The following is a 24,623-nucleotide window of genomic DNA, read 5'->3' on the forward strand; positions in this document are numbered from 1 at the left end:
ACAGCTACGCCGTGACGACGTCCTCCGACACCTCGTCGGAACCGATCTCGTAGCCCGACTCGCCGTGGTGCACCCGGTCGACGCCGACCACCTCGTGGTCGTCGTCCACCCGGAACCCGATCGTGCGCTGCAGCACCAGGCCGATCAGGTACGTGACGACGAACGAGTAGGCCAGCACCGCGCCCGCACCGACGACCTGCCGCCACAGCTGGTCGACGCCGCCGCCGAAGAACAGGCCGTCGACACCGGCCGGCGCGTCCGCCGTGGCCAGGAAGCCGATCGCGATGGTGCCGACGAGCCCGCCGACCAGGTGCACCGCGACGACGTCGAGCGAGTCGTCGTAGCGCAGCCGGAACTTCAGGTCGACCACCAGCGAGCAGATCGCCCCGGCCACGACGCCGAGGATCAGCGACCCGACGGGGTTCAGCGCCGAGCACGCCGGGGTGATCGCGACCAGGCCGGTCACCACGCCGGACGCCGCGCCCAGCGACGTCGCGTGGCCGTCGCGCAGCTTCTCGACGACGATCCACGCCAGCATCGCCGCACCCGTCGCCGCGACGGTGTTGACCAGCGCGACCGCCGCGACACCGTTGGCGCCGACGGCCGACCCGGCGTTGAAGCCGAACCAGCCGAACCACAGCAGTCCGGCGCCGAGCATCACCAGCGGCAGGTTGTGCGGGCGGTGCGCGCCCTTGGCGAAGTCGCGACGCCGCCCGAGCACCAGCGCCAGCGCGAGTCCGGCCGCACCGGCGTTGATGTGCACCGCGGTGCCGCCGGCGAAGTCGATCGCGAGCAGGCGGTCGGCGATCCAGCCGCCGTCGCCGTCGGCGAACGCGAACACCCAGTGGGCCACCGGGAAGTACACGAGCGTGCCCCAGACCGCGGCGAACAGCAGCCAGGTCCAGAACTTCGCGCGGTCGGCGATCGACCCCGACACCAGCGCGACGGTGATGACCGCGAACATGCCCTGGAAGCCGACGAACAGCATCGACGGGATCGTGCCGGACAGCGCGTCGGGGCTCATCAGGCCGGAGAGGCCGAAGAACTCACCCGGATCGCCCAGCAGGCCGCCGCCGAGGTCGGTGCCGAAGGCCATCGAGTAGCCGTACAGAACCCACAGCACGCTGATCACGCCGAGCGCGCCGAAGCTCATCATCATCATGTTGACGACGCTCTTCGCCCGGACCATGCCGCCGTAGAACAGCGCGAGGCCGGGGGTCATCAGCATGACCAGTGCGGTGGACGCGAGAATCCACGCGGTGTCTCCGGTATCCATGCGGGCAGCGTGGTCGCGGGGCGTTTCGCCAGGTGGGCGCCTGCCGTTACGAGGCGGTTAATCCGGCAGCGATCAAGACTTCCGCCGGTGACATTCCTGCGGCAGGGTATGGGCGACAGACACGGCGTCGCCGGGTCCTCGATGGGGAGGTCTCCCGTGATCACCAGCACGATGATGGACGTTCCGCTGCAGGTGCGCCGGCTGCTCGAACACGGTGCGACGATCCACGGCGGCAGCCGGGTGGTCACGGCCACCGGCACCGGATCCGGCGTCCACGAGACGACCTTCGCCGACATCGCGCGGGCCGCGGCCCGGCTGGCCCGAGCGCTGTCGTCGCTCGGCGTCCACCCCGGCGACCGGGTGGGGACGTTCATGTGGAACAACCACCGGCACGTCGAGGCGTACTTCGCGGTGCCGGCGATGGGCGCGGTGCTGCACCCGCTGAACATCCGGCTGTTCCCGGAGCAGATCGCGTTCACCGCGAACCACGCGGCCGACCGCGTCGTCATCGTCGACGGCTCGCTGCTACCCGGGTTCGCCAAGCTGCTGCCGTCGCTGAAGTCGGTGCGCCACGTCATCGTCGCGGGCGCCGCCGACCGCGGTCTCCTGGAGGGCACCGGCGTCGGCGTGCACGACTACGAGTCGCTGCTGGCGGCGCAGCCGGTGACGTACGACTGGCCGGACGTCGACGAGCGAGCCGCCGCCGCGATGTGTTACACGTCCGGCACCACCGGCCACCCCAAGGGCGTCGTCTACAGCCACCGGTCGATCTACCTGCACGCGCTGACCGAGGCGATGCCCGACCTGTTCGACCTGTCCGCCCGCGACCTGCTGCTGACCGTCGTCCCGCAGTTCCACGTGCTGGCGTGGGGGCTCCCGTACGCCGCGTTCGCCGCCGGCACGTCGCTGGCCATGCCAGACCGCTTCCTCGCGCCGGAGCCGCTGGCCGCGTTCATCGCCGCGGCAAGGCCCACCATCGGCGCCGGCGTGCCGACCGTCTGGGTCGGGCTGCTGCAGTACCTCGAAGCGCACCCTGAGATCGACATCTCGTCCCTGACCAGCCTGGTCGTCGGCGGGTCGGCGATGTCCGAGACGCTGATGCGCGGGCTGGACGCCCGCGGCATCACCGGCCTGCACGCGTGGGGCATGACGGAGATGAGCCCGCTCGGCACGTTCTCGCGGCCGCCGGTCCACGCCGCCGACGAGGACGTCGACGGCTACCGGCTCGCCCAGGGCCGGTTCGCCGCGCCGGTCGAGGCCCGGCTGGTCGGCCCGGACGGCGAGGTGCTGGCCTGGGACGGCGAGTCCGTCGGCGAGCTGGAGGTCCGCGGTCCCTGGATCACCGGCTCGTACTACCAGGAGAACGACGACGAGCGCTTCGACGACGGCTGGCTGCGCACCGGCGACGTCGGCACCGTCACGTCGGACGGCTACCTGCGCCTCACCGACCGCGCCCGCGACGTCATCAAGTCCGGCGGCGAGTGGATCAGCTCGGTCGAGCTGGAGGGCCACCTCGCCGCGCACCCCGCCGTCGCCGAGGCGGCCGTCGTCGGCGTCCCGGACGACAAGTGGGGCGAGCGGCCGCTGGCCACCGTCGTCGTCAAGGAGGGCGAGCAGGTCGACGTCGCCGAGCTGCGCGAGTTCCTGGCCACGAAGGTGGCGAAGTGGCAGCTGCCGGAGCGCTGGGCCGTCGTGCCGGAGATCCCGAAGACGAGCGTCGGCAAGTTCGACAAGAAGATCATTCGCGCGGCCTACGCGCACGACGACCTGAACGTCACTACGCTCGGCTGAATGCCGGTCGAGTTCATCGGAGCCAACCCGAGCGCCACCCTCATGCGCGCGGACTCCCGTGCCGGATTCGTCTCGCTCTGGGAGGCGGAGTGGAGCGTGCAGGGCTCCGGCCTCGCGCTGCTCGTCTGGGTCGACGGCGACGACGTCGTCCGGCTGCTCACCCCTGACGCGCCGCTCGGCGGCTGGCTGACCGACACGTTCAGCCGCTGGTTCCCGGAGCTGGAAGGGCTGCCGGAGATCGGCGAGCCGGTCGAGTGCGACGTGGTCGAGTGGCACGTCGGCTCCGACCACGCCCGCGCGAAGGTGGTCGGCGCCGACGGCACCCGGGTGGTCACCACGATCAGCCGGCCGGTCGAGACGCGTCCCGGCGAGGCCGAGTCCTGGCAGCTGGGCGGCGTGCCGTGGACGCTGACCAACCTGCTGACGTTCTGCACCGACGCGACCCTCGAGGTCGACGGCGCGCGGGTGCTCGGGCGCCCGGAGGTGGGCGGCGCCGACGGCCGGGCCCACTCGTCGGCGGTCATCGCCACCCACGAGACGTGGACCCGGCACGTTCAGGCCTGAGCCACCAGGTGCACGACGCCCGCGGGGTTGGCGATCCAGTGCGCCCGCATGGCGTCGGGCAGCGGCTCCAGCTCGTCCCGGGCGGTGGCCCCGGCCGCGGCCAGCCGCTCCATCGCGGCCGGCAGGTCGTCGGTGGACAGCTCCAGCCAGACGTCGGAGCGGCTGTAGTTCGGCACCTCGTCCAGCCACAGCACACTCGGGCCGAACTCGACGCGGACGCTGCGGGTCACCCCGGCGGCGATGTCGGTGCCGGTGACGTCCTTCGCGGGCAGGCCCAGCACGTCGCGGTAGAACGCGACCGTGTCCGGGTACTGCGCCGCCGGGATCTTCATGGCGATGTTCACACTGCCCTCGAACGTCATGCTCCCTCTTCCTCTTCGGCCAGGCGCTTGATCGTCGCCAGGCGGGTCTCCCATGCGGTGGCCAGCTCACTCAGGTCGCGGGCCGCTTCGGCCAGCCGCTCCGGCCGGGTCCGGTAGCGCACCTCGCGCCCGGCCCGCCGGCTGCTCACCAGGCCCGCGTCGTCGAGCACGGCGAGGTGCTTGACGACCGCCTGCCGGGTCACCGGCAGCCCTTGGGCCAGCGTGCTGGCGCTCGCCTCGCCGCGCTCGGCCAGCAGGTCGAGCAACTGCCGGCGGGTCGGCTCGGCCAGCGCCACCAGCACGGCGTCGAGCAGTATCCGGGTCATGCCGGGGTCGACTCGGCGTAGGCGCGCAGCTCGTCCAGCTCCAGCCGCCAGCCCTCGGTGTTCTGCTCGACGGACGTCGCCTGCCGCTCCGGGCCGCCGGCGAGGCCGTCGAACCCGCTCTCGACCACCCGCAGCCGGGTGCCGTCGCCGTCGGGCGTGAGCGTGAACACGACCCGGGTCGAGTTGCCGTCGCCCGGCGCGCCGTCGTCGAGCGCCCACCGGAACGCGAACGTCGTGTGCGGCTCGACGGTCTCGACGACGCCGCGCGAGACGCCGTACTCCTTCCACGTCAGGGTCAGCTCGCCGCCCGGGCGCAGGTCGATCGTCGCGCCGGCGTCGGCGAACCAAGTGCCGAGGTGCTCGGCGCGGGTGACGATCGCCCAGACCCGCTCGGGTGCGGCGGCGATGACGATGTCGCGTTCGATGCTGTCGGTGGTCATTCCGTGTCTCCTCACTCTTTGTGCAACCCCAGAGTTGCACACGGTGTGACCGTTGTGCAACTCGTGGGTTGCGCGCGATAGCGTGGCGGACATGAGCGTGCTGATCGACACCGACTCGCTCGGCCGGCGGCTGGCCGCAGGAGAGCGCATCGTCCTGCTCGACGTCCGCTGGAAGCTCGGCGACCCGCACGGCTACGACCACTACCTCGCCGGGCACCTGCCCGGCGCCGCCTACGCCGACCTCGAGACCGAGCTGGCCGGCCCGCCGTCGCCTGCTGCCGGCCGCCACCCGCTGCCGTCGGTGTCCGTGCTGCAGTCGGCCGCGCGGCGCTGGGGCGTGCGCGCCGGCGACACCGTCGTCGCCTACGACGACCTCGGTGGCATGTCGGCGGCGCGGGCGTGGTGGCTGCTGCGCTGGGCCGGGCTCGCCGATGTGTGGCTGCTCGACGGCGGACTGGCCGCGTGGACGGCGGCCGGTGGGGCGCTGGAGACCGGGCTCGTGACGCCGCCCGCCGGTGACGTGGTCCTGCGGGCGGGCGCGCTGCCGACGCTGACCGCTTCCTCCGCGGCCGCCCTGGCCGCCTCGGGCGTGCTGCTGGACGCGCGGGCGAGCGAGCGGTTCCGCGGCGAGACCGAGCCGGTCGACCCGCGGGCCGGGCACATCCCCGGCGCCGTCAGCGCCCCGACCACCGACAATCTCGACGCGACCGGCCGTTTCCTGCCGGCTTCGCAGCTGCGGGCCCGCTTCGCCGCCCTCGGTGCCGACGGCTCCCGCCCCGTCGGCACCTACTGCGGCTCCGGCGTCACGGCGGCGCACGAACTCGCCGCCCTCGCCGTCGCCGGCATCGACGCCACCCTCTACCCCGGCTCCTGGTCCCAATGGTCCGCCGACCCCGACCGCCCCGCCGCCACCGGCCCCTGACGGCCGACCCAGAGGACCAGGAACCGATGACGCCTCACTCCTACGCCGCCTTCCCGTCGCTGCATGACGTCTACCTGGAAGACTCGTGGGTCCTGGGCGTCTTCCCCGCCGAGCACGAGGTGACCTTCAGGATCGAGGCCGTCCTCACCGCCGCGCATCCCCACTACCAGCCGCCGAAGCCGGGCGAGCAGTACTGCTACGCCCTCGCCGATCTCCAGATCCGCAGCACCGCACCCATCGACCATCAGCTCAGCGGTGCCCGGCCCGCTGTCGACCGCTCCGGGACGTCCGACCTGGGCAACATCGACACCTTCCGGCCGACCGGGCCATCGACCTGGGAGCTCCGCGGCGACTGGGGCGCCGTCACCGTGCAGCATCCACACGTCGATCTCGCCCTCCGCGGCACCACTCCCTAGCACCACCACGCGACACGGACCGCCACCTACAGACCCAGGCCAAACCTCGAGGGTCGGCCGACACAGGACGTCGGTGACGGCCTACGCTCGTCCGGCGTTCTGGTCGAACCATGGACGCCCGTCGTTCTCCCACTCGCGGCGGTAGTCCTCGAAGGACGCCGGCTCCGCCGTGCCCGGGTTGTCGTCGTTGCCGAACTCGAACCCGCAACGCGGGCACACCTCGTATGACGGACGGCCCGGCATGTTCTCGTACGGCGGGCTCAGCTCGATGCCCTCTGGTGGCGGCCACGTCGCGTACGGGCGGACGGTCAACCCGGAATGCCCACAGACGGGGCAGATGTATCGGAGGCGACCAGCTGTGAGCTGTGGTCGATCGCCAGTCGGCTCTGGGGTCACGCCGCCCACCTCACGTCAGCCGGCACGAAGGGCCGCGACGATCGCGGGCTCGCGCGCCGCCAGCTCCACCAGCGCCGCCCGGGTGCGACCCGGCTCGCCGATCGCCGCGAGGTTCAGCAGTCCCGGGTCGCCACGCCGCTGGCCGGCCTCGATGCGGTCCGCCGCCATCCCCATCCGGACCTGCACGTGCGCCAGCACCGCCGACGGCGCGACATCGCCGTAGGCGGAGGCCAGCAGGGCGAGCCGGCGCGCGGCGACCGAGACCGGCAGGTCGGCACGACGCAGCGGCACCGACATCCACGCGACGAACGCGAGGTCGTCCAGCGCGACGCCCGGGCCGGCCATGTCCCAGTCGACCACGCCGACGACGCGGTCGCCGTCGACGATCCAGTTGTAGGCGGCCGGGTCGTTGTGGCAGACGATCTCCCCGGGAGCGAGCGCCCGCGTCCCATGTCGCCACGCCACCTCGCCGTCGGGCCGGTATCCGGCGACGGCGTCGTGGAAGCGGCGCAGCCAGCGAGCGCCGTCCGCCAGCAGCGCGTTGCTGACGACCTCGTCACGGGCAACACCGCGGCCGGCCACCCACCCGAGCACCTCGCGGCGCTGCTCGTCGACCCCGCGCACCGGAGGGACGCCGTCGAGACCGGCCGCACGCAGCCCGTTCAGCAGCGCGTGGACGGCGGGCGTCCACGCTCCGGTGGGCCGCCGCACGGTGTCGCCGACCCGCACGGCGCCGCCCACCCGGCCACCCGGCAACGGCGTCTCGGCCTCGCTCACCGGCCCGATGCTGCCACACCCCGGACGTGGCACACTTGCACCTGCCTGGAGGGCTGCCGGAGTGGCCGAACGGGGAACTCTTGAAAAGTTCTAGGGCGGGGCCCTCTCCGTCCTCATGGGTTCGAATCCCATGCCCTCCGCTTGGACCCGCTGAACGCCGACGCCATCGACCGTGTCGCCGACCTGGTGTCGGGGCTCGGCATCGGCGCGCGCCCGCTGCGTGAGGTGCTGGCCGCGCTCGTCGCCGGCGCCGCCCCGCTCGACGATCTCGTCCGCCGGGCCGCGGTGCCGCGCCGCCAGGTGGAACGGCTGCTCGACGCGCTGGGCGGCGACCTCGAGACGCACGGCGGACGGTTCACGGTGCGCGACGCCGCGCGGGCGGCCTACCGCGACCGGTTCGGGCTGGACGGCCTGACGCCGCCCGAGCTGCCCGGCCCGGTCGACGCGCTGCCCGGTGGCGACGTCGCCCGCCGGGTCGCGGAGGTCGTCGCCGCCGCACCGGCCGCCGTCCAGGCGCTCGACCACGTGCCCGCGACGCCTGTCACGGCACTGCGCCGGGCGTTGTGGCTCGACGCCACGTACGACCTCGACGGCGCGACACTGGTCTGCATCGGCGACCACGACCTGACGTCCGTCGCGTTGTGCCTGGTCAACCCGCGGGTGAACGTCGTCGTCGCGGATCTCGACGAGAACCTGCTGGCGTACGTCGACGAGCAGGCCGCCGCGCTCGGCCTGCCCGTCCGCACCGTCTGGGCCGACTTCCGGGCCGGGCTGCCGTCCGTCGCACGCGAGGTGGGCGACCTCGTCGTCACCGACCCGCCGTACACCCCCGAGGGCGTCCGGCTGTTCCTCACCCGCGGCCTCGAGAGCCTGCGCGACCACGCCAACGGCCGGCTGGTGCTGGCCTACGGCCACGGCCGCCACCAGCCGGCGCTGGGACTCAAGGTGCAGCGCGAGCTGGTCGGCCTGTCGCTCGCCACCGAAGCGATGCTGCCGCACTTCAACCGCTACGACGGCGCCCAGGCCATCGGCAGCGCCAGTGACCTCTACGTCCTCCAGCCCACGGCGGCCACGTGGAAGGCGCTGCCGCGCACCACCCAGGAGGCCATCTACACGCACGGGCCGCAGTCGCTGGAGAGCGGCCGGCCCGACGCGCAGGACGTCATGACGGCGCTGCTCGACGCCGCCGCGGGACCCGAGTCGCTCGACGTCGGCGCCGTCGTCGCGCTCCGGCGACCGCCCGGCGGCATCGCGCTCGGCGACGTGTTCGCCGGCCGGGCCGCGGCCGCCATCCCGCACGCCCGGACGGCCGCCGTCGCCGTCCACCTCGTCGGCGACCCGAACACCTGGCTGCTGCGCACCCTGCTGGCGCTCGACATGCGCCGTCTCGCACTGGCCGTCCAGAACACCCACCCGGCGGTCACGTCGCAGGCCGGGCAACAGGAGCTGCAACGACTGGTCGGCACGAAGTGGCGGCTGCGGTTCCGGCGCAGCACCCCCGACCCGAAGCACGCCATCGTCGAGGCCGTCGCCGTCGACGCCGCGGACCTCCCGCCCGCCGACGTCGCGTGGCGGTTCCTGCTCGACACCGCGCACCGGCGCCTCGGCACCGCCTGGCGCGACGCCCTGGTCAAGGCCGGCCGGCGCACCGGCGGCGAGCCGCTCACCAAGGACGAGGCGCGGCGCATCGTCGACGCGTCCGGGCTGCCGCCGCACGTGCTGGAGTCGCCGCTGGTCGAGCTGCCGATGCACCGCATCGCGGCGATCCTCGCCGCCGTCACCGCCAATTGATCGTTTCCGCCTCCCGCGACGCCGTCCGTCGGGCATCCTGGAGACGGGTGGGAAGCGCCGCGGGGGCGGCGCACGACGGACAGGCAGGAGACCATGAGCACACGGGTGGCCATCGTCTGCGACCAATGCGGCGACCTGGGGAACCTCGGATCGACGCCACACCATGCGCGCGCGACGCTCTCCGGCTGGAGCCGGCTGCACGGGCTCGACCTCTGCCCGCTGTGCCGCATCATCGCCGAGAACCGCGCCCGCATGGCCTCCACGGCCTGACCTCCACGCGGGCTGACCTGCGCACGCGTGACACACTGGGTCCGTGACACGCACGGTCTACGGCCCACCGACCCAGCTCGCGGTCCGCGGCGTCGGAGTCGGCGCCGCCGGTCTCGGTCTGGTCACCATCGCGCTGACCGTCGTGCTGGCCGTTGACCTGCCCGGCTGGCTGCAGGCCGTCCTGCTGGTGCTGCTGGCGCTGGCCGCGGCGGTGTCGCTGGTCATCCTGCTGGTCGGGGTGCTGCGGGTGCTCGGACGCGGCACCCGGCTGGTCCTCGACGACGACGGCTTCGTCAACGCGACGGGGTTCGGCGTGGGGCGGCGGGTGCCGTGGCGCGACGTCCGCAAGGTGCAGACCGACGGCGCCATCGTCTCCGTCGACCTCTCCGGCGGCCGGCAGAGCCTCATCCGCACCGCGTCCATCGACGTCGAGCCCCGGGTGCTGGCCCGCGAGCTGCGCGGCCGGCTCAACCGCGACCGCGGTTACCGCCCGCTCTCGGGTCAGGACGATCTCGCCTGATCCGGGCACACTAGGCAGGAGTGCGTAGACCTGTTCCCCTGCTGACGATCGCCGCGCTGGCGATGGCCGGCTGCGCCGACGACGGTGACGGCGCGGCCGGCGGGCGGCCCACGCCCACGGCTCCGTCCGTGTCAGAGCCCGCGTCGCCCCCGCCGGACGACGCGCCCAGCCCGTCGGCCACGCCGTCGCCCACTCCTTCACCCACGTTGCCCGGCGGCGGGACGACGATCCTGCCCGAGCACCGCCTGGTCGGCTTCGCCGGCGGCCGCTCCCCGGCGTTCGGACGGCTCACCCCGGACGGCCTCGACGCCGCCGCTGAGCAGATCGACGCCGTCGCCGCCGGGTACGACGGCGACGGCCGCACCGTCCTGCCGGTGTTCGAGCTGATCACCGTCATCGCGCACGACTCGCCCGCCGCCGACGGCCTGTACCGCACGCACGAGCCCGACGACGTCATCGCGGCGTACCTCGACGCGGCCCGGCGGCACGGCGCGCTGCTGCTGCTCAACGTCCAGCCCGGCCGGGCCGGCTTCCTCGACGAGGTGACCCGGCTGGAGCCGTGGCTGACCGAACCGGACGTCGGGCTGGCGCTGGACCCTGAGTGGGCGGTCGGACCGAACGAGGTCCCCGGAAACGTCTACGGCAGCACCACCGGCGCCGAGCTGGACTCCGTCGCCGCCTACCTGTCGGCACTGGTCGCCGAGCACGACCTGCCGGAGAAGGTCATGGTGTTCCACCAGGTGCACGCATCGGTCGTCGTGGACGAGGCCGCGCTGCGGCCGCACCCGGGCGTCGTCACCGTCAAGAGCGTCGACGGCATCGGCAGCCGCGCCGACAAGGAGCGCACCTGGACGACGCTCATGGGCACCAAGCCGCCGCACGTCGCCGCCGGGTTCAAGCTGTTCTTCGACGAGGACGCCGAGCGCGGGCCGCTCATGACGCCGGCCGAGGTGCTGGCGCTGCTGCCGACGCCGGACTACGTGCTGTACGAGTGAGTCAGCAGACCGAGCCGGCGTCGACCGGCTCGTCGGCCGCGGGCTCGTCCGTCGCGCCGTCGGTGGGCTCGTCGGCCGGCTCCTCGGCCTCACCGGAGGCCTGCTGGACGTCGGCGCCGGACCGCTCGCTGCTGGCGTTCTGACTGGTCGCCTCGGTGGTGTCCTCGTCGGGCGGCGTCGTCTCACCGGCGTCGGGCGTCGCGGGGGTGCCGGCCAGGATCTCCTGGATGCGCGCGTGCAGCTGGTCGTAGTCGGGGTCGCTGGACGTCGTGCCCATGCTGCCGAAGAACTCGTTGTCGAGCGTCAGGCTCTCGAGCGGCTGGGTGCGGACCTTCACCATCAGCTCGATCAGCGCCGGGAACAGGTCGGCCGGCACGTCGGAGGTGATGATGTCGCCGGCCGCCGACGCCAGGCTCTGGTACTGGCTGAGCAGCGTGGCCGGGTCGGCCTTGTCGACGATGGCGTTCATGACGCAGCGCTGCCGCTCCATGCGCTCGTAGTCGTCGCTGCCGCAGCGCGAGCGGGCGAACCAGAGCGCGTGGAAGCCGTCGAGCAGCTGGTCGTCGCCCTCTTCGATGTATCCGTTGGCCTGGGTGCAGCTGCCATCGGGGAGGCTCTTGTTGCCCCACGGGATGTCACGCGGCACGTTGACGGTGATGCCGCCGAGCGCGTCGACCACGGCCTCGAAGCCGGCGAGGTCGACCATGATGAAGTAGTCGACGTCGATGCCCAGCGCGCCCTCGACCGCCCACTTCGTGGCGTCGGCACCGGGGTCGCCGACGCCCTCGAACACGTCGGGGTGGTCGCGCGGCACGTTGGCGTAGACGGCGTTGAGCATCCACTCGAGCGGGTCGCCGCTGCCGGTGAAGCCGTTCGGGTACGCCTCGGCCAGCGGGGTGCCCTCGGGGAACGGGATCTGCGACAGGTTGCGCGGCAGCGAGATCATCGTCGTCGCGCCGGTCTCGGTGTCGATGCTGGCGACGATCTGGGTGTCCGGACGAAGACCGGTGCGGCCCTCGCCGGCGTCGCCGCCCAGGAAGAGCACGTTCAGTCGCGGCTTGTCGGCCCACGGGTCGGACACGTCGACGTCGGGCGTGGTGTTGCTGCCGCCGCTGGACGAGATGTTGCCGACGAGGTCGCGCTGCGTGAACGCGTACCGCGAGCCGACCGCCAGCGGCGCGACCACCACCGACGCACTGAGGACGACGACGAGCGCGCCGGCCAGCCGCTTGCCGGCGGGCAGGCCCTCGGGCTCCAGCGACCGGTGGCTGCCGACGGCGATGAGCAGCCAGGCCGCCGCGCCGGCCGCGAGCGCCGTCCCGAGGATCAGCATCATCTGCCGGTCGCCGCCGTACGACGCCAGCTCCGTCGGCGGGATCAGCACGACGACGGCGAGCGCCAGGATGGCGAGTGCGGCGAGGATGACCAGGACGGTCGTGCCAAGCCGGCGCTTGCCGGCGGCGATGAGCCCGGTGCCGGGGATCAGCGAGCCGAGAGCGGTGAGCCCGATGAAGCGACCGTAGCGCTGGTTGCGCTGGTCGCGGCGCGTCTGCAGCCGAGAACGTCGAGCTCCTTGAGCTCGTCGGGCGCGTTGCACCGGCCGGTCACCCCTCCTCGCTCTCACGTCGTCAGCACTCATGATCCGCTCTATTCGCCGAAGCCAGGATAATCACACCTCGGCCCGGCTCAGCCGGACCTCCGCGCAACCACCTGTGTAACAAGACGCGCGAACCGGCTCATAAGTTGCCATCGTGATCACCGTCACGGTTTCAGCAGCGCCCTGACGTCGGCGTCCTGGACCTGAGTGAAATCGACGTACCACTCACCGACCGCCTGGAACGTCCACGGCCGCTCCAGCACCACCACAGCGTCGGCCACCCGCTCCAGTTCCTCCACCGTCTCCCTCGGCCCCACCGGCACCGCGACGACCACCTGACCCGGCCGTGGGCGCGCCGTCACCAGCAGCTCCGTCGCCGCGCGCACCGTCGCCCCCGTCGCGATGCCGTCGTCCACCAGCACCACCGTCCGCCCCTCCAGCCGCGGCGGCGGGCGGTCGCCGCGCAGCAGGCGCTCCTTCTCCTCCGCCTCCTCCTGCGCCCGGCGGAACACCTGCTCCAGCTCGGCCGGCGGCAGCTGCACGCCGCTCACCACCGCGTCGTTCACCACCCGATGCCCCGACGCCGTCACCGCCCCCAGCGCCAGCTCCGGCTGCCACGGCACGCCCGCCTTGCGCACCACCAGCAGGTCCAGCTCGCCGTGCAGCGCCGCGGCCACCGGCGCCGCAACCGCCACGCCCCCGCGCGGCAACCCCAGCACCAGCACCTCCCCGGCGTCGCCGAGCCGCTCCAGGACCGCCGCCCCCAGCCGTTCACCAGCCTCGCGACGATCCCGCCAGCCCCGCCCGCGCGATCTCACACCACCCGACTTTGCCGTCTCCGCCGCCGGAACGGTAGCCTTGCGTCGCCCGGTGTTGCACCCAGTGCTCCAACGGGCATGGAGGCGTCGCCTAGCCCGGTTTATGGCGCCCGCCTGCTAAGCGGGTTGAGGGCTCAAACCCTCTCGCGGGTTCAAATCCCGCCGCCTCCGCCCCACCAGCAAGGATGCCGAGGGCCGGTCCGAGACAGGACCGGCCCGAAGCGGCTCCCGTCTCAGTTTTCGTCTCAGTTGTCATTCGTCCGGCCTCCACAGCAGCCCGTCGACCTGCTCAGCAACAGCGCGCCGGATCGAGTCGACGACATGCTGATAGCGAGCGGCCATAGCTGTCGTCGACCATCCCATGATGGACATGACGGTGCGCTCGGGCACGCCGAGGATCAACAGAGCGGTGGCGGCAGTGTGACGTGCGTCATGCAGCCGACCGTCACGGACACCCGCGGCCTTCAGCAGCCGCTTCCACTCGTGATAGTCCGTCGACGGCACCAACGCCCGGCCGTCCGGCTTCGCGAACACCCGATCCTCGTCGTGCCAGGCGTCGCCGGCCTCGCGACGTTCCCGGTCCTGCTGGCGGCGGTGGTCTTCAAGAAGCTTCATCAGCTCAGCCGGAACACCGACCTCTCGACGGCCGGCGCGGGACTTGGTCTCCTTCGTCTCCGGGTTGACGCGCTTGCGGTTCGGGCAGTCGCCGGCCCTCTTCTTCCCGCACGATCCGCTGCACCCGTGCGCGTATCGCGGCCGAAGGGCACTTCGCCGAACCCGCAGGGTCCCGGTCTTCAGGTCGACGTGTGACCACTTCAGGCCTAGCGCTTCGCCCTGACGAAGACCCAGCGCGAGCGCGATCGCCCACCGCGTACCGTTCCGGCGCTCCATGGCCAGCTTCAGCAGTCGTCGAGTCTCCTCGACCTCGTACGGTTCGACCTCGGGTTCTTCCAGCGATGGAGCCTTCGCCAGACTCGCCGGGTTCGCTGTCAGGTACCCGCGCTTCAAGGCCACGTTCAGGGCCAGTCGGATCGTCCGGTGCACGTGGTGAGCCGTGCCGGGCTTGCGGCCCTTCTCGACCTGGATCTTGAGGTAGAGCTTCTCCAGGTGTTCCGGTGCGAGGCGTTCGAGCCGGTGCTTCCCGATGCCGGGGATCAGATGGACCTTCACGTCAGTCAGGTAGCCCGCGTGTGTGTTGTGGCCAATGGTCGGCGGAACGGCGATGTTCTCGATCCAGTGCGTGAGCCACTTCTCGACGGTCCATCGCTGGCCGGCCTTACGAACCTTGCCGGTGTCGCGGTCGCGTTCGAGCTTGCGGACCGCGGCGATGACCTCGGCTTCGGTCTTGCGTTGCACGTGGCGGCGGTCCGGCGAGCCGTCGTCTTTGATGCCGACGGTGACGCGGCCGTGCCAGTCGCCGTCCTTCCCGAGGTAGATGCTCGATGCGCCGTTGGGTCTGCGGGTGGCCATCACGCGACCTGTCCCGCGGCTTCGGCACGGCTCAGCTGGTCGGCGACGTACTCGCGCAGGCACTCCAGCGGCACGCGCCGCAGGTAGCCGATCTTGATGGAGCGGATGTCTCCGCCCATGACCAGGGCGTACATGGTGGTCCGTCCGATGCGGAGATAGCGTGCGGCTTCCTCGATGGTCAGGACGTCACCGGCTGATCGCAGTTCGATCAGCGTCTCGTCGTCGTTCATGCGGGCTGTTCCTTCCATGTCACGCCGCCGGGGCAGCGGCAGGCCTTGCAGTTGCCGAAACACCGAGCGCCTGGGGTCCGGCGCGCGTCTTGGCGTCCTCGTACTGGGTTCGCCAGCGGTGTTTCTGCGCGATGGCGTGGGCGATGAGCCGGGCGTAGGTCGGTGCGTCGAGGTCGCCGGGCTTGGTGGTGGTCCACACGTAGCGGGGCAGGCCGTCGGGCCGAGCGGCGGTTACCGAAAGCTCGTCGTGGTCGTCCATCTCGATCCCGGCTTCGGCCAGGACGGCGCGGACGACGGAGGCACGGTCCGCGCGGTGGTCGTCGAGGGTCTTCCCGGTCCACCGCCGGGACACGAGGACGCGGCGGCCGCCGAGGCCGAGGTGGTCCCGGTCGTGCGCCTTGGACCCGCAGCGGCCCGGCTCCATCCCGCCCTTCGCGTCCTTGGGTTGGACGCCGTAGCGCAGCCAGTTTGCGCACGTCGGCGAGCACGGAAGCCACCGGACTTCGCCTGCGATCCGGTCAATGTGCGCGCGCCTCGCCGCCGACACGGGTGCCTCGCCGTCGCTGTCGTCGTGGAGCGGGTCAGTGATCGACTTGGTCAGGTACTTGGTGAGGTAGCCGATGACCCGGTCCGCGAGCGGTGTCCCGGCGATGACGCCCTGGATGTCGACCTGGGTCCCGGCCCGGATGACGTGTGCCGGCGTCGCGTCGGGGTCGTCGTCGATGGCGTCCAGCGCCTCATCCCACGACGGCAAGACCGCGCCCGTCGTCGGGTCGGCGTAGGCCTGGGCCAGTTCGTCCCACACCGGAAGCTCGTCCGGGCCGGTGTAGACGGGTTCGCCGACGCTGGGCCACCACACCTGGTGGTACGTCGCCGCCACCACCTGCTTGACCAGCTTGCGCGGGACGGCTCCGCGGATCGCGGCGTGCAAGTGCGGGGCGAGACGGCGTTGGGGTTCGACGGTGGCGAAGTACTGCACCGAGTAGCCGGTAGCGCGGCGCAGGTTCTGCCAGAACCGGTCCACCAGCTTCGGGAAGTGCATCGCATCCAGCGCCGCCCGCCGGTAGTCATACGAGGCCGGGTCGACCGGCACACCCTCACCCGTGACGCGCCCGTACGACGGCAAGGTGAGCGTCACGAACATCGACGGCCGATACGTCTTCCCATCCGGCGAGGTGAACACCCGCCCAGTCGTCCGGTCCGACACCGCCAACCGCGGCAGGTCCGGCGCGTCCTGACGCCGCCGAGTCGACCGCACCCGACGCCCGGACTCGTCATCCTCGTCGGCCTGGTCGACGGCGTCGCCCTCTGCGCCGTCAGGGTCGGGTTCGGGCTTGGGTGGGTCCTCGGTGAGGTGCCAGCCCTCGCGGCACTGCTGAATCCGCAACCGACGAGCCGCGTCCGCACAAGACGGGCACACTTTGGCGCGGGTGGCCCCGCACCGGATCACCACCGTCCGCGATGCGCCGGTGAGGGTATCGGTGACGTGTTGCAGGATCGGCCGCACGCACACCCGCTCAGAAGCTGCGAGCTCGCGCATGGTCGCGTCGCTTGGCAGGGCCGTCATGCCGATGCCTCCTCGTCCGCGGGCGCCTTGTCGGCGGGCGTGGGGCTGGTGAGGTCGGTCAGGTCGCGGCGGAGGTCTGCGGTGCGGGTGGCGATCTGTTCGGCGGTGTGCTCGTCGATGTAGGGAAAGCGGACGCGTTCGAGCTGTCCGCCGGCGTCGGCGACCACGGCGACACCGGGCATGCCGGCGGGTATGTCGACCGGCGACACGGCCGAGCCGCGGACGACCGGGCCGAGGATCGCTTCTGCGGCGTCGTCGGACAGCACCCGCCAGGCCGTGCGCACGGAGGCGTTGTCGCGGATCGCGGTCGGGATCGCATCCGAGGTGGGCTTCTGGGTCAACAGGCGGGTGATGATGCCGGCGGAGCGGCCCTTCTTCACCAGCGCCGACAACCGCGCCGTGATCGTGGCCGCTACGGTCTTGGTGTCCTTGTCCATGCCCTTGGCGTCGGTGAACGTCTGCACCTCGTCCACGACCAGGAACACGACCGGGTGGGCTGGGTCGAGCGGGAGGTTCCAGAAGTTCGCCTGTCCCCGCTGGGTCTTCTGCGTCTTCAGCCGGGCGCGCATCAGCTGGTGCACGGACTCGACCAGGTCGAGCACGACGTTCAGGTCTTCGTCCTCGTTCGTGTAGGCAGCCGCGCGCGGGGTGTTCCAGGACCAGTCCTCGCCGCCTTTGCCGTCGATGACGACGTATTGCACGGCCGGGTTCTGGATCAGCCCGCACGCCAACGAGGTCTCACCTGCGGTCTTCCCACTGCCGGGGACTCCACCGCCGACCTCGGCAGCGATGTTCGCGTAGTCACGGGTCCGCCATGCCCCGTCCTCGCCGACGGCGAACCGCACCGCGCGGAGGTCCGTCACCGGGTCGACGTCGTCCAACACGACACCGTCAGCGAGCACGTCACGCTCGACCAATGTCAGGTCGACCAGGCCGGGACCGGTCGAGGTGACCCGGACGGCCGGGGCATTGAGGGCGTGGGCGAGTTCCGCGGCTTGGCACTCGAAGTCGCCGGGCTCCTGCCCGGTGAGCAGCCGCACGTGCAGGACGTCGCCGACCGGACTCTCAGTCACCTGCACGAGCCGGGGTGTCGCGAACTCGCCGGGGCGACCCGGGAGCGGGCGGTGCAGGCCGCACGACTGCATCACCTCGACCCAGCGCAGCCCGTAGACGGTGCGGAGGCGGTGCCGGGCGACCAGCCAGCCGACGAACCGCCAGTACGACCAGGGGTGCACCCACCGCCACGCGAGCGCCAGCAGCGGCGGACACACCACCAGGACCAGCAGGCCGGCCCAGCCGTAGGCAGCGAAGACGAACACGACGAGCGCTGCGGCGGCCAGGGCGCGCTTGAAGCGCCACGCCAGCTGGAGCAGCCAGACACCCGTCACGACTTTGAGGAGCCACATCATGACGCCCACCTCCCAGCCGGGCTCGGGACGCCCCGTTCAGGCGTCGTCGCGTTCGTTCGATGCATCGAGGTCGCCTCAGAGGTGCGCGAAGTCGTCAGCGCCACGTGGCGGGCGTGCGCGGCGGCGTGGCAGCCAGGACACAACCGTTCACCGGTAGCCGGGTAGAACCACGCCTGCGCCACGGTCACGAGGCGCGGGCAGCGCGAGCAGTCCACGAGAGCCGTGATCACGACGTCGCCTTCGTCCGTCGCCGCGTGCTGGTGCGGGCGGGCCGGCGAGACGGCTTCGTGCAGCCCTTGCACGGCGTTTCGGGCTCGGGAGCCAGGTGACGCCCACAGGACGGGCAGCGGAACAGGTAGGCCGTCGCGGTGAGGTCGTGCGGGAGCACACCGAACAGGACCGGGTCGCCGTTCATGCCCGCTCACCACATCGGTCCGGCTGCGCCATGTCGCGCTCGAACGTGCGGTCCAGGTCGGCGTCGACGGTCGCGACGACCCACGGGGCGACGATCAGCAGCGCAACCGCCACGGCTGCGTAGACGGCGAGCGGGAGTCGCCACGAGGTAGGTTGGGACACACCAATCCCCTCCATTCGGGGGTGTTGATTGGGGCCACCGGGGACGGGCGGTTGTCTAGGCCATGAACCCGTCCCCGGTGGGGACTCATCGCGAGAGCGCGGCCACTCCTTCACCGTTGGTGGCGTCGCTCACCGCGGCCAGCTGCACCACCAGGGCGTCATCAGACGCGGCCGGGTACACCCACGCCGGCAGTTGCGCGTGCACGACGGCGAGCCAGTCCGCGAGAACCGCGGCGCCGCGCTGGTCGAACGACACATCCATCGGCGACCACGCCACCCGGCCACCGAGCGTGGCGACCAGGCGGACCAGGTTCTTCTCACCGCTCGACATGACGCCGTACGCCTGCACCTCGCGAGACGCCTGCGGACCTTGGGCCTGCCACTCCCAGAACGCCGCATCGTCGTCCGGCGGCGGGTAGCGGTCTTCGTACTCCGCCCACGCCGCCGAGTGCGCCAGATGCCCGTTCACGGCCCCAGCGACGGTGTCCGGCCAGTCCGGGTGCACGTCGATCCGCCCGGCGATCCGCTCGACCAGCTGCCGCACCCACGGATGCCGCTCGGCCAGCCAGTCCGCCGCCCGATACACATCCGACGGCGCCTGCACTGTCGCGGCCGCCATCAGCCGACCTTCTTCTCGCCGGCCTTGACCGGCTCCTGCGCCGACCCCTCGGACCGTCCGGCCGGACGCGGAGCCTCACCGCTGCCGGGTGCTTTGACGCCGGTCGCGCGGTACTCGTACCCGAGGAACTTGAACTCGCCCTGACCCATCACCTTCGGCGACGCCGTCAACCCAACCAGCTCCACCGGGCGCATCCCCGGCAAGACCTCATCCGGCAACGGCGCCGGCTGGACCTCGGCGGTGAAGATCACCTCGAAGGACGCCCGCTTCGCCTTCTGCTCATCCGGATCCGTCACCGTCGCCCGCCACTGCCGCAGCCCCGTCACCTCGTCCATGAGCTGCCGCTGCTCCTTGCCCCGCGCCCTCTCTTCCTGCGACTGGTACTCCAGATCCGGTTCGATCTCACCGACCAACACCAGACCCCGCGGGAACGCCTCACCGAACTCCACCGGGAATCGGTGCCCTCGCTGTAGTGCCATGCCCTGCTCCTTGCTTCCTCTGGGCGGTCACGACCACCCTTGACCGATAGGGGTAGCTCTATAGAACATCTCGTCATCGCAGATGTCAATAGAGGTAGCTCTATAGCCCGCCTGTCGCGCGGACGATGAGTAGAGGTACCGTTATCGGCTGGAGGTGACGCCATGGCCACCGGCTACCGCGAGCTGGCAGACATGCTCCGAGCGGCGATCTTGCAGGGTGACTATCCCGAGGGCTCGACGCTGCCCAAGCAGGACGAGCTAGCCGCCGAGCACGACGTCAACGTGAAGACGGTCCGTAACGCCGTCTCACTTCTGGCTGCGGAAGGACTGGTGACGCCTGTCCGCCGGCGCGGCACCGTCGTTCGCATCCGGCCTCCGATGCAGCGCCTCGGCGCGGAGCGGTACGCCAAGAGCAAGTGGAAGTTCGGCAACCTCGTCGCCTTCGCTGCCGACCGTGAGGCGTCGGGCCGGCCGTGGAAATGGACCGATCAGACACAGACGGTCCGGCAGGTCCCTGCCGACCAGGAGACTGCAACCGCCCTGTCCGTGCCGGTCGGGTCGACGGTCTACGAGCGCGCAAGGCTCGTGAAGGACGACGGGACGCCCACCCACACTCTCGCCAGCTACTACCGGCCCGAGGACGTCGAGGGAACGCCCATCGTCGACCCGACGCCCGGACCCGCCGGCCGAGGCGGTGGATTCGCCGTCCTGACATTGCAGGGCCTGGAGCCGCACGAGATCGCCGAGACCTTCTACGCTCGCATGCCCACGCCGGACGAACGCGAGACGCTGGAGCTGCCGGCCGGCGAGCCGGTCATGATCCTTCAACGCCACACCACCACCGAGAGTGGCAAGGTGGTCGAGTTCGCACGCGGCGTGCACTCGGCGTCGCGGTTCTCCTGGAGCTACACGTTCAAGATCCCCGACTAAGTGGGTAACTGACGACGATGAGCGCTGACCGACCTGGACTGCCCGACCACGTCCTGGCGGACGCGCAAATCCTCTGGGACTACCACCAGCTGCACCACGAGCTGCGCCCCACCGACGTCGGCATCGGCCTCGGCAGCCACGACCCCGGAGTGCCCGACCACACCGCCGACCTCTACCACCGCGGCATGTTCCCGCTCATCGTGTTCACCGGCGCCAACGCCCCCACCACTATCGACCTGTACCCCGACGGCGAAGCCGTCCACTACGCCCGACGAGCCGTCGAACTCGGCGTCCCGGCCGACGCGATCCTGATCGAGCCACGAGCCACGAACACCGCCGAGAACTTAATCTTCACTCGCCAGCTACTCGCCGAGCACGGCATCACGCCACAGGCGGTCACGCTCATCACCCGGCCCTACCAACAGCGCCGCGCCTACGCCACCTGCCGCAAGCAATGGCCCGACGTCGACGTCATCTGCTCATCCCAACCGCAGACCTTCCGCAACTACCTCGACACCATCAACGACGACGACCGCGTCATCAACATGCTCGTCGGCGACACCCAACGCATCACCCTCTACGCCGAACGCGCCTACGCCCTTCCGCAGCCCATACCCGCATCGATCCAGCGCGCGTACGAGCACTTAATTCGCCTAGGATTCGACTCCCGCTTAGTGACCTAGTTACATGCGCCGCAGAGCCTATTCGGCCTACCAGTGATCAAGGTCAAACGGATCAGAGTCCGCATCTACAAATTCCATAAACCGCGTAACCAACCGGCGCCCCACAACGGCGGTCGCTTGCGTGAAGGCAAGGGCGGCGGCCTCGGCGCTAGCGAGCTCCAAGGGGTACGGCCCATCTTCAGCAATCGTCCCCGGGATCAACTCCCGGACCCGAATCGCCTGCTCTCCACGACCATAGATCACAGGCAGTCTCACGAAAGAAACTCGATCGCCATCAGCAATAAGATAGATTCCGAGATAGACATGCGAGTCTAGGTGTGATCCAGGCGCACTCCGCCAAGCTATCGCCACAAGAGCGGGCGAATTAGCCGCCAGACTGAACGGCTCAACCTTCCGATCTTGCAAGAAGTCGACGTCACCCGAGTCGATTAGTTGCGACATTGGGGACCCAGCGCTAGAAACGTCGATACCAAGCTCACCGCCACTTGCCTCGCTGAGGCGCATCAAATCGCCGTGCAGGAGCTCATCTAGACTGCGGTGCATCATGGTTCCGATATCATCGACGCGCGCCCGCAGTCTCCTCGTTCGATCCGCTTCGGCACGGCGAGCATCTGCGCTGCGGCGCTCAGCTAAGCGTGAGGCCACGGCCAAAGCCTCGGCAAGGTCCTGTCGATCCTGATGCGCTGGCAGTTCCGAGGCCCCAGAAAGCATTTTGGAAATAGTATCCAGCTCATGCAGAACGACGGACCAATCGGCGAGCCGGGCGCGAGGATCGGTATCTAACAGCTGCGCGAATAGCTCATTCAAACCCACTAACAGCGGCACTCCAGTCACGCTCTCGATCCGATATCGCCGTTCAATCTGCGCCTCACGAGCCGGTGGATTCGTGGCCGCGAGAATCGCCCAGGCGAACTTCGCCCATGCATAGAAGTCAGCAGGTCGCTGATCAATCCCATCGGCGATTCCCGATTCGTTCTCGGGTGCTATGTAAAGCCGTGAACCAATCGCCTCGGCGGGCGCTGTTAACCGAACGCTCTCCTCGATTTTCAGGCAAAGCCCAAAGTCCGCCAAGAGCGGCTTGCGACCGTCAAGCAGAATATTCGATGGCTTTACGTCACGATGCGCGTAGCCTCGCTCGTGCAAGGCACGAAGGGCCGCGGCCACATCGCGGACGAGGTCGATGCCATCTTTTACACCTAGCGCTTCGGCTTCCGGCCCGACGAATTTCTGCAACGAGCCCTCCGTGTACCACGGCATCACAAACCACGGCCGCTCGATCGCCAGGTCTTGATCGACTATGGGCGGCACAGGCAAGGCGTGATCCGCGAGCCTAGCCATCGTCTCGACTTCGCGTCTGAAGCGCTCGCGCCGGGCGGGGTTCTTGAGGCGCTTCAGCGCGTAGCTACGTCCGGCTTCCCCACGCCTTGAGACCTCATAGACCCACGCCTGGCCAGACTCGTTCAGCGCACCTCCGGCGACTCTCGGCCAGTGCTTTGGCAGCCCCATGGAAACCCCCATGTGTTAGTCCTCTAGTGCGGTCATCTCTCGCACCGAGTAGAATCCCTTCGCGGGATCGAATATAGGTAAGCTGTTCCTCTCTCCTTGCTGCAAGGGTCGGCCAGCGAAGTGCGGAGTTGATACGCCATTGCAACTCCACATCAACTGGAAAAGCTGTGTATTCAAGTGTTTATATACTTTCCCAATCTGAGGGACCCCGCCGATACCTGGGTAGCGCTCATCCCCTGTGATCTCGCACAGGATCTCGAATGGCTCCATGTCGATATTATTGCCATCGCGATCACGCTCTCGCAGTAGCACCCTTGTTCGCCTAATGGCGTCCACGACCGCTTGCTTATTATCTCCGGAGAAGAAGAATTTCGATTCGTTGGCGCCCAGCAGTCGGCGGAAGATGAAGCGTCGATTCCCCGCGTCGAACGCCAGCCTCCACGCCTTGAATTTATCGTCTTGCCAATCATAACCCCCGAGCAAGAAGTAGTTGTCTGGCTTATCTGGGTGGCGCTGACCCACTGGCAAGGAGTGGATGGCGTCATAGGTTTGTTGAAAAACACGCAACGTGTGACCCTTTAACTTGGAAAGCGGAAGGCGGCGACTGGAGCTAAACGGGTAGTTCTCAATAGCCCTCTGCATCTGCATCAAGAGTGGGTACGCCCATTGAGTGTCACCGGCGAACGCTATCAATGCATCCGATCGGCCAAGTTGAAAGACCTTCTGTGCGTGATCCAATGCCTGACCACCACTCAATCGACTGTCGGAGGCAATCACCAGCTCGTAATGCGAGAGTACGCGTCGCAGAAAGACGGTTAGCAGTGTCACAGATGGCTCCTTGAGTTATGCACCCCTCAGACCGCGTAATCTAGCGCAAATACACCGCCAACGGCTCATCTAGGAATGAACGGTCCCACGGATGCTTCAGGTCCACGTTGGTGCGCGCGTCCGTCCGGGATCGTCCAGCCCTGCTGAGGCGCTGCCGGCGTCACCCACCAACGTTCCGCCGCAAGCATTGGTCCCCGGTCCGTGGCATCGCATTCATCGCCCGATACCAGAGTCACTGACGCCATTGCCATGCCTTGCCACGAAGTCCGCGCCGTGCATTGCCGGACTGAGCTATTGAGGATCAAGCGGCGCGCTACGCGCGCCGTGCCCTCCGGCCGCCGGGCCGGGCATGCGGCCTGGCGGCCGTTCCGGGCCCCGGCGGCCGGCAGGCACCCGACGTGATCCGCTCGGCCACTCCTGCACCATTGCCGCGGCGGCGTCGTCCTCTTAGCAGCCATTCTTTTGGCCTCCGCTTCACACGTCAAGGGCGCCTGCGGCGTCACGACGTGATCGCTACGCGACCCTTGACACGCTCCGCTCCAGCCAACGACCTGGCAGCTATGAGGACGACGCCTCAGGGTGAGCAACGTGCTCGCAGTCGCAGTCCTTGCCGACCAAGCCTGAATCAGTTGATCACACAGGGCCGGACTCGGAGTGCGGAACATGCGGAGGCCATGCAGTCTCGTGATTCAGAACAACAGCTCTTGACACAGCCCGTGAGGGACCGCGATTCAAGCGACGCAACATACCTCGACGATTAGGCCTCGACTGATAAATGGCTAGCGCGCTGACCGGCCTATTTGCATCCAGGATCTCTTCAATAAACGAACTCGGAAACGTCCATCTAACGGCATCGTACGGTTCTAGTCTATATGGAAGCTCCGGACCTTGAACCCTATCACCCCAGAAGGAAATCTGGATGGGCGTGGTACCCGGATACTCCCAGTCCAGATCAATTAGCGTCACTGCGCGACCACCCGAATTCGCTACCGTTACCCGCACCTGGTAATCGGGACTTTTATTCGTCCACATATGATTAATCCCCAGGCTTACTGCGACAGCAGG

Annotated in this window: 28 protein-coding genes and 2 tRNA genes; 12 read left to right on the plus strand and 18 right to left on the minus strand. The window is 69.7% G+C overall.

Annotated features, from left to right (window positions below; all coding sequences use genetic code 11):
• Positions 1–4 precede the first annotated feature (4 nt).
• Complete coding sequence (locus BLV02_RS22725; protein ID WP_069109472.1) at positions 5–1,276, minus strand: ammonium transporter; 1,272 nt, start codon at positions 1,274–1,276, stop codon at positions 5–7.
• A gap of 159 nt (positions 1,277–1,435) precedes the next feature.
• On the opposite strand from BLV02_RS22725, the gene BLV02_RS22730 reads away from it, so the two are divergent.
• Together BLV02_RS22730 and BLV02_RS22735 are read left to right on the plus strand one after the other, a co-directional pair.
• Positions 1,436–3,067 (plus strand): long-chain-fatty-acid--CoA ligase, encoded by a 1,632-nt coding sequence (locus BLV02_RS22730; protein WP_069109648.1) that lies wholly within the window; start codon positions 1,436–1,438, stop codon positions 3,065–3,067.
• Positions 3,068–3,631 carry a hypothetical protein gene (locus BLV02_RS22735; protein WP_069109471.1) on the plus strand — a complete coding sequence of 188 codons (564 nt, stop codon included), beginning with the start codon at positions 3,068–3,070 and terminating at the stop codon, positions 3,629–3,631.
• Here the strand turns inward: BLV02_RS22735 and BLV02_RS22740 are convergent.
• Genes BLV02_RS22740 through BLV02_RS22750 form a run of 3 tightly spaced genes read right to left on the minus strand, consistent with a single transcriptional unit; the run spans position 3,622 to position 4,759 of the window.
• A complete protein-coding gene (locus BLV02_RS22740; RefSeq protein WP_069109470.1) occupies positions 3,622–3,993 on the minus strand; it encodes a VOC family protein in 372 nt (123 codons plus the stop codon). The genes BLV02_RS22735 and BLV02_RS22740 overlap by 10 nt on opposite strands.
• Positions 3,990–4,319: an ArsR/SmtB family transcription factor gene (locus tag BLV02_RS22745; RefSeq protein WP_069109469.1), complete on the minus strand. Its 330-nt coding sequence runs from the start codon at positions 4,317–4,319 to the stop codon at positions 3,990–3,992. Before BLV02_RS22745 ends, BLV02_RS22740 begins: the two co-directional genes overlap by 4 nt.
• Positions 4,316–4,759, minus strand: a complete 444-nt coding sequence (locus tag BLV02_RS22750; protein ID WP_069109468.1) for an SRPBCC family protein — start codon at positions 4,757–4,759, stop codon at positions 4,316–4,318. The genes BLV02_RS22745 and BLV02_RS22750 overlap by 4 nt, the downstream gene beginning before the upstream one ends.
• A gap of 91 nt (positions 4,760–4,850) precedes the next feature.
• Here BLV02_RS22750 and BLV02_RS22755 point away from each other — a divergent pair, with 91 nt between their 5' ends.
• Both BLV02_RS22755 and BLV02_RS22760 read left to right on the plus strand, forming a co-directional pair.
• Positions 4,851–5,681 carry a sulfurtransferase gene (locus BLV02_RS22755; protein ID WP_069109467.1) on the plus strand — a complete coding sequence of 277 codons (831 nt, stop codon included), beginning with the start codon at positions 4,851–4,853 and terminating at the stop codon, positions 5,679–5,681.
• Positions 5,682–5,707: 26 nt separating this feature from the next.
• The gene (locus BLV02_RS22760) at positions 5,708–6,097 is read left to right on the plus strand and encodes a hypothetical protein (RefSeq protein ID WP_069109466.1); all 390 of its coding nucleotides are present in this window, start codon (positions 5,708–5,710) and stop codon (positions 6,095–6,097) included.
• 81 nt (positions 6,098–6,178) lie between these two features.
• On the opposite strand, the gene BLV02_RS22765 is transcribed toward BLV02_RS22760, so the two are convergent.
• Both BLV02_RS22765 and BLV02_RS22770 read right to left on the minus strand, forming a co-directional pair.
• A complete protein-coding gene (locus BLV02_RS22765) occupies positions 6,179–6,409 on the minus strand; it encodes a hypothetical protein (RefSeq protein ID WP_069109465.1) in 231 nt (76 codons plus the stop codon).
• A gap of 99 nt (positions 6,410–6,508) precedes the next feature.
• The gene (locus BLV02_RS22770) at positions 6,509–7,270 is read right to left on the minus strand and encodes a phosphotransferase (protein WP_141711389.1); all 762 of its coding nucleotides are present in this window, start codon (positions 7,268–7,270) and stop codon (positions 6,509–6,511) included.
• A 47-nt stretch (positions 7,271–7,317) separates the two neighbouring features.
• Here BLV02_RS22770 and BLV02_RS36685 point away from each other — a divergent pair.
• The 5 genes from BLV02_RS36685 to BLV02_RS22785 all read left to right on the plus strand — a co-directional run bounded on the left by BLV02_RS36685 (position 7,318) and on the right by BLV02_RS22785 (position 10,846).
• Positions 7,318–7,410: transfer RNA gene (locus BLV02_RS36685), tRNA-Ser, on the plus strand.
• 1 nt (position 7,411) lies between these two features.
• On the plus strand, positions 7,412–9,061 hold the full coding sequence (locus tag BLV02_RS22775) for a bis-aminopropyl spermidine synthase family protein (RefSeq protein WP_216093996.1): 1,650 nt from the start codon (positions 7,412–7,414) through the stop codon (positions 9,059–9,061).
• Positions 9,062–9,154: 93 nt separating this feature from the next.
• Entirely contained in the window at positions 9,155–9,331 is a 177-nt protein-coding gene (locus tag BLV02_RS36690) for a hypothetical protein (RefSeq protein WP_157574569.1), read from the plus strand.
• A gap of 43 nt (positions 9,332–9,374) precedes the next feature.
• Complete coding sequence (locus BLV02_RS22780; RefSeq protein ID WP_069109464.1) at positions 9,375–9,851, plus strand: hypothetical protein; 477 nt, start codon at positions 9,375–9,377, stop codon at positions 9,849–9,851.
• A 20-nt stretch (positions 9,852–9,871) separates the two neighbouring features.
• On the plus strand, positions 9,872–10,846 hold the full coding sequence (locus BLV02_RS22785) for a hypothetical protein (protein ID WP_069109463.1): 975 nt from the start codon (positions 9,872–9,874) through the stop codon (positions 10,844–10,846).
• A 1-nt stretch (position 10,847) separates the two neighbouring features.
• Here the strand turns inward: BLV02_RS22785 and BLV02_RS22790 are convergent, their stop codons facing one another.
• Positions 10,848–12,443 (minus strand): LCP family protein, encoded by a 1,596-nt coding sequence (locus tag BLV02_RS22790; RefSeq protein WP_069109462.1) that lies wholly within the window; start codon positions 12,441–12,443, stop codon positions 10,848–10,850.
• Between the two features lie 164 nt (positions 12,444–12,607).
• The gene (locus tag BLV02_RS22795; RefSeq protein ID WP_069109461.1) at positions 12,608–13,261 is read right to left on the minus strand and encodes a phosphoribosyltransferase; all 654 of its coding nucleotides are present in this window, start codon (positions 13,259–13,261) and stop codon (positions 12,608–12,610) included.
• Positions 13,262–13,341: 80 nt separating this feature from the next.
• On the opposite strand from BLV02_RS22795, the gene BLV02_RS22800 reads away from it, so the two are divergent.
• A tRNA-Ser gene (locus BLV02_RS22800) sits at positions 13,342–13,432 on the plus strand.
• Between the two features lie 81 nt (positions 13,433–13,513).
• On the opposite strand, the gene BLV02_RS22805 is transcribed toward BLV02_RS22800, so the two are convergent.
• From BLV02_RS22805 to BLV02_RS22830, 8 genes are all read right to left on the minus strand, one after another.
• Positions 13,514–14,731: a tyrosine-type recombinase/integrase gene (locus BLV02_RS22805; protein WP_069109460.1), complete on the minus strand. Its 1,218-nt coding sequence runs from the start codon at positions 14,729–14,731 to the stop codon at positions 13,514–13,516.
• Positions 14,731–14,961, minus strand: a complete 231-nt coding sequence (locus BLV02_RS22810; protein WP_069109459.1) for a helix-turn-helix domain-containing protein — start codon at positions 14,959–14,961, stop codon at positions 14,731–14,733. The genes BLV02_RS22805 and BLV02_RS22810 overlap by 1 nt, the downstream gene beginning before the upstream one ends.
• 19 nt (positions 14,962–14,980) lie before the next feature.
• Positions 14,981–16,468 (minus strand): replication initiator, encoded by a 1,488-nt coding sequence (locus BLV02_RS22815; RefSeq protein WP_176986537.1) that lies wholly within the window; start codon positions 16,466–16,468, stop codon positions 14,981–14,983.
• A gap of 56 nt (positions 16,469–16,524) precedes the next feature.
• The gene (locus tag BLV02_RS22820; RefSeq protein ID WP_141711388.1) at positions 16,525–17,937 is read right to left on the minus strand and encodes a hypothetical protein; all 1,413 of its coding nucleotides are present in this window, start codon (positions 17,935–17,937) and stop codon (positions 16,525–16,527) included.
• 226 nt (positions 17,938–18,163) lie between these two features.
• Positions 18,164–18,352, minus strand: a complete 189-nt coding sequence (locus BLV02_RS35835; RefSeq protein WP_141711387.1) for a hypothetical protein — start codon at positions 18,350–18,352, stop codon at positions 18,164–18,166.
• Entirely contained in the window at positions 18,349–18,513 is a 165-nt protein-coding gene (locus tag BLV02_RS36695; RefSeq protein WP_171906644.1) for a hypothetical protein, read from the minus strand. The genes BLV02_RS35835 and BLV02_RS36695 overlap by 4 nt, the downstream gene beginning before the upstream one ends.
• 85 nt (positions 18,514–18,598) lie before the next feature.
• The gene (locus tag BLV02_RS22825) at positions 18,599–19,132 is read right to left on the minus strand and encodes a hypothetical protein (RefSeq protein ID WP_069109457.1); all 534 of its coding nucleotides are present in this window, start codon (positions 19,130–19,132) and stop codon (positions 18,599–18,601) included.
• Entirely contained in the window at positions 19,132–19,611 is a 480-nt protein-coding gene (locus BLV02_RS22830) for a hypothetical protein (protein ID WP_069109456.1), read from the minus strand. Before BLV02_RS22830 ends, BLV02_RS22825 begins: the two co-directional genes overlap by 1 nt.
• 162 nt (positions 19,612–19,773) lie before the next feature.
• Between BLV02_RS22830 and BLV02_RS22835 the strand changes: the two genes are divergently transcribed.
• Together BLV02_RS22835 and BLV02_RS22840 are read left to right on the plus strand one after the other, a co-directional pair.
• Entirely contained in the window at positions 19,774–20,541 is a 768-nt protein-coding gene (locus BLV02_RS22835; protein ID WP_069109455.1) for a GntR family transcriptional regulator, read from the plus strand.
• 17 nt (positions 20,542–20,558) lie between these two features.
• Positions 20,559–21,224 (plus strand): YdcF family protein, encoded by a 666-nt coding sequence (locus tag BLV02_RS22840; RefSeq protein ID WP_069109454.1) that lies wholly within the window; start codon positions 20,559–20,561, stop codon positions 21,222–21,224.
• A 27-nt stretch (positions 21,225–21,251) separates the two neighbouring features.
• Here BLV02_RS22840 and BLV02_RS22845 read toward each other — a convergent pair whose 3' ends face one another.
• Together BLV02_RS22845 and BLV02_RS35840 are read right to left on the minus strand one after the other, a co-directional pair.
• Positions 21,252–22,742 (minus strand): serine/threonine protein kinase, encoded by a 1,491-nt coding sequence (locus BLV02_RS22845; protein WP_074946607.1) that lies wholly within the window; start codon positions 22,740–22,742, stop codon positions 21,252–21,254.
• 3 nt (positions 22,743–22,745) lie between these two features.
• On the minus strand, positions 22,746–23,558 hold the full coding sequence (locus BLV02_RS35840; RefSeq protein WP_141711386.1) for an Ntn hydrolase family protein: 813 nt from the start codon (positions 23,556–23,558) through the stop codon (positions 22,746–22,748).
• Positions 23,559–24,623 lie beyond the last annotated feature (1,065 nt).

This window comes from Jiangella alba (genome assembly GCF_900106035.1).
Taxonomy (GTDB): Bacteria; Actinomycetota; Actinomycetes; order Jiangellales; family Jiangellaceae; genus Jiangella; species Jiangella alba.

What these genes read in the sequence shown, in the direction of transcription:
- BLV02_RS35835 (WP_141711387.1), bottom strand. Translation starts at nt 18,352, where the DNA reads ATGAACGGCGACCCGGTCCTGTTCGGTGTGCTCCCGCACGACCTCACC.
- BLV02_RS22760 (WP_069109466.1), top strand. Translation starts at nt 5,708, where the DNA reads ATGACGCCTCACTCCTACGCCGCCTTCCCGTCGCTGCATGACGTCTAC.
- BLV02_RS22840 (WP_069109454.1), top strand. Translation starts at nt 20,559, where the DNA reads ATGAGCGCTGACCGACCTGGACTGCCCGACCACGTCCTGGCGGACGCG.
- BLV02_RS22725 (WP_069109472.1), bottom strand. Translation starts at nt 1,276, where the DNA reads ATGGATACCGGAGACACCGCGTGGATTCTCGCGTCCACCGCACTGGTC.
- BLV02_RS22810 (WP_069109459.1), bottom strand. Translation starts at nt 14,961, where the DNA reads ATGAACGACGACGAGACGCTGATCGAACTGCGATCAGCCGGTGACGTC.
- BLV02_RS22755 (WP_069109467.1), top strand. Translation starts at nt 4,851, where the DNA reads ATGAGCGTGCTGATCGACACCGACTCGCTCGGCCGGCGGCTGGCCGCA.
- BLV02_RS22845 (WP_074946607.1), bottom strand. Translation starts at nt 22,742, where the DNA reads ATGGGGGTTTCCATGGGGCTGCCAAAGCACTGGCCGAGAGTCGCCGGA.
- BLV02_RS22750 (WP_069109468.1), bottom strand. Translation starts at nt 4,759, where the DNA reads ATGACCACCGACAGCATCGAACGCGACATCGTCATCGCCGCCGCACCC.
- BLV02_RS36690 (WP_157574569.1), top strand. Translation starts at nt 9,155, where the DNA reads ATGAGCACACGGGTGGCCATCGTCTGCGACCAATGCGGCGACCTGGGG.
- BLV02_RS22820 (WP_141711388.1), bottom strand. Translation starts at nt 17,937, where the DNA reads ATGATGTGGCTCCTCAAAGTCGTGACGGGTGTCTGGCTGCTCCAGCTG.
- BLV02_RS22825 (WP_069109457.1), bottom strand. Translation starts at nt 19,132, where the DNA reads ATGGCGGCCGCGACAGTGCAGGCGCCGTCGGATGTGTATCGGGCGGCG.
- BLV02_RS22835 (WP_069109455.1), top strand. Translation starts at nt 19,774, where the DNA reads ATGGCCACCGGCTACCGCGAGCTGGCAGACATGCTCCGAGCGGCGATC.
- BLV02_RS22745 (WP_069109469.1), bottom strand. Translation starts at nt 4,319, where the DNA reads ATGACCCGGATACTGCTCGACGCCGTGCTGGTGGCGCTGGCCGAGCCG.
- BLV02_RS22735 (WP_069109471.1), top strand. Translation starts at nt 3,068, where the DNA reads ATGCCGGTCGAGTTCATCGGAGCCAACCCGAGCGCCACCCTCATGCGC.
- BLV02_RS22805 (WP_069109460.1), bottom strand. Translation starts at nt 14,731, where the DNA reads ATGGCCACCCGCAGACCCAACGGCGCATCGAGCATCTACCTCGGGAAG.
- BLV02_RS22830 (WP_069109456.1), bottom strand. Translation starts at nt 19,611, where the DNA reads ATGGCACTACAGCGAGGGCACCGATTCCCGGTGGAGTTCGGTGAGGCG.
- BLV02_RS22740 (WP_069109470.1), bottom strand. Translation starts at nt 3,993, where the DNA reads ATGACGTTCGAGGGCAGTGTGAACATCGCCATGAAGATCCCGGCGGCG.